Genomic DNA, 6,000 nt, shown 5'->3' with positions numbered 1-6,000 from the left:
CCGCTCGCGCGGTTCCCCGCGCCCCTGGCGTCGGGCGGGCGCGGCGCCGTCGGGGTGCTACGCGGTCCTCGCTCGGTCGGCGGCGTGGTCGGGCGTGCGGGTGCGGTCGGGGATGACCGCCGAGACGCGGAAGCCACCGGCGTCCGTCGGGCCCGAGACGAAACCGCCGCCCAGCGTCGACACCCGCTCCTTCATCCCCACCAGCCCATTGCCCCCGCTCGGCAACCCGGCGTCCGCCGCGCCCCGCTCCGAGGGCCCGTTCTCGACCAGCACCGCGATCTCCGCGCCGCGGTGGGCCAGGCGAATGCGGGTGCTGGCGCCCGGGGCGTGCTTGTGCACATTGGTCAGCGCCTCCTGTACCACCCGGTACGCGGTCTGCTCCACCCGCGCCGCGTACCGCCGCTCCTCGCCCTCCACCGACAGCTCCACGGCCATCCCGGCCGCCCGCGACTGCCCGACCAGCGCTTCCAGCTCCGCCAGCCGCGGCCCGCCCACATCCACGCCCGCACCCGCCGCGCCCTCGGCGCCCGGGTCCGCGTGGGCCTCCGCGCCCTGGGCGGATTCCGCGGCCGACGCCGACGCCGCCTCCGCGGCCGCCGAGGCGGCGACCGCCACCGAGGCCAGCGGCACCGGCTTCTCCTCGGCCGGGCCGCCCGACCGCAGGACGCCCAGCATCTGCCGTAGCTCGGTCAGCGCCTGCCGCCCCATGTCGCCCACCAGCGCCGCGTTCTTCGACGCCTTCTCCGGGTCCTTGAGCGCCACCGCCTGGAGTGCCGCCGCGTGCACCACCATCAGGCTCACCCGGTGCGCCACCACGTCGTGCATCTCGCGCGCGATCCGGGTGCGCTCCTCGTTGCGGGCCCACTCGGCGCGCTCCTCGGCCCGCTCCGCGAGCAGCGACAGCTCGCGCTCCAGGCCGTCCGCCCGCTCCCGGAGGCTCTCCACCAGCCGCCGCCGGGCCCGGACGTACAGCCCGAGCAGCACGGGGGGCGAGGTCAGCGCCAGGGTGATCGTCAGGGAGAAGAGCAGCGCCTCCCAGGTGGCCGTGCCCCACTCGGCCTGCACGCTGTCCTGCCGGAAGCGGACCATCGTGACGAGGAAGGTCCCGGCCCCCGCCATCCCGGCCAGCACCGCCGAGATCCGGCGCGGCACCTCGGACGCGGCGAGGGTGTACAGCCCGACGACGCCGAGCAGCAGCCCCATCTCGGCAGGGGTGACGGCGATCGATATCAGCACCACGGCGATCGCCCAGCGCCGCCGCAGCACCAGCGTGGACCCGACGATCAGTCCGAACACGACCCCGAGGGCGACCGGCATCCGGGCGTCGTGCGCGAACCCGACGCCCTCCGCGGCGCATTCGGCCGCCGACGCGACGCCGAGCATGATGTCCAGCACCATGCTCCGCCGCCGCGGCCACCACAAAGGCCCGCCTGGCGCGCCGCGCGCACTCGTCTCCTCAGATGCCCCCGTCGCACTCATAGCGACCAGCCTACGGCCGCGCGCCAGCCCTTTTCCGGGGGACACGGCCGCACATGTCTCACTCGAACAGTCGGGATATCAACGGTTTTAACTCGAACGGTTGAATCGACCACGTTTTCGATGACGCGTCCGCATGACGCACGGGCGGCACCGACCTACACCGTCGCATCGGAGGCCGGTGGTACGGCATAGTGGTGGGGGCCAAGTCGGCGGCCTGACCGGCCGTCCGATTGAGGCCTGTTTGCTATCCCCTGTGGTGTAATTGGCAGCACAGTGGCTTTTGGTGCCATTAGTCCGGGTTCGAGTCCTGGCGGGGGAGCCTCCACACACGGGTCCTGATCCTTACGGTCGGGACCCGCGGTCGTTTCTGGCGGGAAACCTCTCGGTATCCTGCGGGTGTCCACCCCCGACCCGAAGCCGAAGGGCACACCCGTGAGCGCCAACCGCCCGGCAGCCGTCGTCGTCCTCGCAGCGGGTGAGGGCACCCGCATGAAGTCGGCGACCCCCAAGGTTCTGCACGCCATCTGCGGCCGGTCCCTCGTCGGGCATGTCGTCGCCGCCTCCCGACAGCTCTCACCCGAGCACCTCGTGGTCGTGGTCGGCCACGCCCGGGAGCAGGTCTCCGCCCATCTGGCCGAGATCGACACCGACGCCCGCACCGCCGTCCAGCACGAGCAGAACGGCACCGGGCACGCGGTCCGGATGGGCCTGGAGGAGCTGTCCGACAGCGGCGTGGCCCTCGACGGCACCGTGATCGTCGTCTGTGGCGACACCCCGCTGCTGACCGGTGAGACCCTCCAGCAGCTCGCCGGGGCGCACTCCGCCGACGGCAACGCGGTGACCGTTCTCACCGCCGAGGTGCCCGACGCCACCGGTTACGGCCGGATCGTGCGGGACGAGGCGTCCGGCGCCGTCACCGGCATCGTGGAGCACAAGGACGCCACCGCCGCCCAGCGTGCGATCCGCGAGATCAACTCCGGGGTCTTCGCCTTCGACGCCCAGCTGCTCACCGACGCGCTCGGCAAGGTGCGGACCGACAACAGCCAGGGTGAGGAATACCTCACCGATGTGCTCGGCATCCTGCGCGAGGCCGGGCACCGGGTCGGCGCCTCGGTCGCCGCCGACCACCGCGAGATCGTCGGCATCAACAACCGGGTGCAGCTCTCCGAGGCCCGCAGGCTGCTCAACGACCGGCTGCTGGAGCGCGCCATGCTCAGCGGCGTCACCGTGATCGACCCCGCCACCACCTGGGTCGACGTCACGGTCACCGTCGAACAGGACAGCGTGATCCACCCCGGCACCCAGCTGCTGGGCACCACGCATCTGGCCACCGGCGCCGAGGTCGGCCCGAACTCGCGGCTCACCGACACCACGGTCGGCGAAGGCGCGGTGGCGAGCTTCACCGTCGCCGAGGACGCGGTGATCGGCGACGGGGCGTCCGCCGGGCCGTACGCGTATCTGCGCCCGGGTACCCGGCTGGGCACCAGGTCCAAGGCCGGCACGTACGTGGAGATGAAGAACGCCGAGATCGGCGAGGGCACCAAGGTGCCGCATCTCTCCTATGTGGGCGATGCCACGATCGGCGACTTCAGCAACATCGGCGCCGCCAGCGTCTTCGTGAACTACGACGGCGAGAAGAAGCACCGCTCGACCATCGGCAGCCACTGCAAGACCGGTTCCGACAACATGTTTGTGGCTCCTGTCACAGTCGGAGACGGGGCCTACACCGCCGCCGGCTCGGTCATCACCAAGGATGTGCCCCCGGGTTCGCTCGCCGTCGCACGCGGACAGCAGCGGAATATCGAGGGCTGGGTCGCCCGCAAGCGCCCCGGAAGCGCAGCGGCGCAGGCGGCGGAGGCCGCCGCTGCCGCGCGCCAGGAGGACGAGAGCGGGGAGTGACCTGCGAACCGGTGCGCCCATCCGGGGGCGTACCGTAAAAGCGCGCACCAAAGTGACATCCAAGGAGACGTGACGTGACCGGGATCAAGACGACCGGCGAGAAGAAGTTGATGCTCTTCTCCGGCCGCGCCCACCCCGTGCTGGCCGAGGAGGTCGCCCACGAGCTGGGCGTCAGCCTGGTCCCGACCAAGGCATTCGACTTCGCCAACGGCGAGATCTACGTCCGCTTCCAGGAGTCCGCGCGGGGCGCCGACTGCTTCCTGATGCAGAGCCACACGGCTCCGATCAACAAGTGGATCATGGAGCAGCTCATCATGATCGACGCGCTGAAGCGGGCTTCCGCGCGCTCGATCACGGTGATCGTGCCGTTCTACGGCTATGCCCGCCAGGACAAGAAGCACCGCGGCCGGGAGCCGATTTCGGCGCGGATGATCGCCGACCTGCTCAAGACCGCGGGCGCCGACCGCATCCTCACGGTCGACCTGCACACCGACCAGATCCAGGGCTTCTTCGACGGCCCGGTGGACCACCTCTTCGCGCTGCCGGTGCTCGCGGACTACGTGGGCGCCAAGGTCGACCGCTCGAAGCTCACGGTCGTCTCGCCGGACGCGGGCCGGGTACGGGTCGCCGACCGCTGGTGTGACCGGCTGGGCGCCCCGCTGGCGATCGTCCACAAGCGCCGTGACCCGGATGTGGCCAACCAGGTCACCGTCCACGAGGTCGTCGGTGACGTCCGGGGCCGGGTGTGCGTCCTGGTCGACGACATGATCGACACCGGTGGCACGATCTGCGCCGCCGCGGACGCGCTGTTCGCCAACGGCGCGGAGGACGTGATCGTGACGGCGACCCACGGCGTGCTGTCGGGTCCGGCCGCCGACCGGCTGAAGAACTCCAAGGTCAGCGAGTTCGTGTTCACCAACACCCTCCCCACGCCGGGCGAGGTCGAGCTGGACAAGATCACCGTGCTGTCGATGGCGCCGACCGTCGCCCGTGCCGTGCAGGAAGTCTTCGAGGACGGCTCGGTGACCAGCCTCTTCGAGGAGCACGCCTGATGGGCTTAACCGCGGACCGACCCAGCTGAGGCCACTCCCGGAAGGGGTGGCCTCAGCCATGGGCGAACCGTTGGTAGACTCGTGGGGTTGCTCGGCGAGGGAGGCTGTGGTTCCCACAGCTCATCCGTTATCGACGCGCTCTTCGTAGCAGGTCTGTCGTGGGCCGGGTGACGGCCACATGTACACGATCTACGAGGAGTGCCCCATGGCCGAGGTCAAGATCCCCGCCAAGCCCCGCACCGAGTTCGGCAAGGGTGCCGCCCGTCGCACCCGTCTGGCCGACCGGGTTCCCGGTGTCGTCTACGGCCACGGTGCCGAGCCGATGCACGTCACGCTTCCCGCGTACGACCTGCTGATGGCGCTCAAGACCCCGAACGTCCTGCTGCGCCTGGAGATCGAGGGCGGCAAGAGCGAGCTGGTCATCCCCAAGGCCGTGCAGCGTCACCCCATCAAGATCGGCATCCTGGAGCACGTCGACCTGCTCCTGGTGAGCAAGGGCGAGAAGGTCACCGTCGACCTGCCGATCAACGTTGAGGGCGACCTGGCCCCCGGCGCCAACCTGCTCGAGTACGTGCTGAACACGCTGCCGGTCGAGACCGAGGCCACCCACATCCCCGAGGGTGTCACCATCTCGATCGAGGGCCTGGACGCCGGCGACACCGTCTACGCCAAGGACATCGCGCTGCCGAAGGGCACCACCCTGGCCGTCGAGGACGACGCGCCGGTGCTGCACATCGTCACCCCGCAGGCCGAGGCCCCGGCCCCGGAGGCCGAGGGCGAGACCGAGGGCGCCGAGGGCTGATCCCTCGTACCGCATCGCCTGGCGACCGCCGCCCCGCTGCTGCCAGCGGGGCGGCGGTTCGCTTGTGGCGGCGGTCGCGTATAAGAAACCCACTGCGCACCGACAAGCCTCACCCAGGAGAACGAGACGATGAGCGAAGCGGACCCGAGCAGCCCGTGGCTCGTGGCGGGCCTGGGCAACCCCGGCCCGGAGTACGCGGCCAACCGCCACAATGTCGGCTTCATGGTGGCCGAGCTGCTGGCCGAGCGGATGGGCGGGCGCTTCAAGGCGCACAAGTCCCGGGCGCAGGTGGTGGAGGGGCGGATCGGACCGCCCGGTCCTGCCAGCCGCCGGGTGATCGTCGCCAAGCCGATGACGTTCATGAACCTGTCGGGCGGACCGACGACCGCGCTGCGCGACTTCTACAAGGTGCCGGTGGGTCATGTGGTGGCGATCCACGACGAATTGGACATCGACTACGGCGCGCTGAGGCTCAAATTCGGCGGCGGTGACAATGGCCACAACGGGCTGAAGTCGATCACCAAATCCGGCGGCCCGGATTACTTCCGGGTCCGTTTCGGCATCGGCCGTCCGCCGGGCCGGATGGATGTCGCGGCGTTCGTGCTGAAGGACTTTTCCGCCGCTGAGCGCAGGGAGTTGGACTACTTCGTGGACCGCGCGGCGGACGCGGTGGAGACCCTCATCGTGGACGGTCTGGAGCGCGCGCAGGGAACGTACAACACCTGAACGTCACTCGCGCGACTGTTCGGTTGGAGGTTGACCCGGGGC

5 protein-coding genes and 1 tRNA gene are annotated in these 6,000 nt (G+C 70.5%); 5 read left to right on the top strand and 1 reads right to left on the bottom strand.

The window, feature by feature from the left end; genetic code table 11:
• Positions 1 to 57 precede the first annotated feature (57 nt).
• Positions 58 to 1,479, bottom strand: coding sequence for a sensor histidine kinase (locus tag ACZ6CL_RS00760; RefSeq protein WP_468929405.1), 1,422 nt, complete (start codon positions 1,477 to 1,479; stop codon positions 58 to 60).
• Positions 1,480 to 1,726: 247 nt separating this feature from the next.
• Between ACZ6CL_RS00760 and ACZ6CL_RS00755 the strand changes: the two genes are divergently transcribed.
• From ACZ6CL_RS00755 to pth, 5 genes are all read left to right on the top strand, one after another.
• Positions 1,727 to 1,798, top strand: a tRNA-Gln gene (locus tag ACZ6CL_RS00755).
• 113 nt (positions 1,799 to 1,911) lie between these two features.
• Positions 1,912 to 3,378: a bifunctional UDP-N-acetylglucosamine diphosphorylase/glucosamine-1-phosphate N-acetyltransferase GlmU gene (glmU, locus tag ACZ6CL_RS00750; protein WP_468929403.1), complete on the top strand. Its 1,467-nt coding sequence runs from the start codon at positions 1,912 to 1,914 to the stop codon at positions 3,376 to 3,378.
• A gap of 74 nt (positions 3,379 to 3,452) precedes the next feature.
• Entirely contained in the window at positions 3,453 to 4,430 is a 978-nt protein-coding gene (locus tag ACZ6CL_RS00745; protein WP_468929401.1) for a ribose-phosphate diphosphokinase, read from the top strand.
• A 205-nt stretch (positions 4,431 to 4,635) separates the two neighbouring features.
• Entirely contained in the window at positions 4,636 to 5,232 is a 597-nt protein-coding gene (locus tag ACZ6CL_RS00740) for a 50S ribosomal protein L25/general stress protein Ctc (protein ID WP_468929400.1), read from the top strand.
• Positions 5,233 to 5,361: 129 nt separating this feature from the next.
• Positions 5,362 to 5,958: an aminoacyl-tRNA hydrolase gene (gene pth, locus ACZ6CL_RS00735; RefSeq protein WP_468929398.1), complete on the top strand. Its 597-nt coding sequence runs from the start codon at positions 5,362 to 5,364 to the stop codon at positions 5,956 to 5,958.
• The last annotated feature ends 42 nt before the right edge of the window (positions 5,959 to 6,000 follow it).

The organism is Streptomyces sp. NPDC041200 (assembly GCF_055591805.1).
This window is presented reverse-complemented; position numbering and strand designations above follow the sequence as displayed.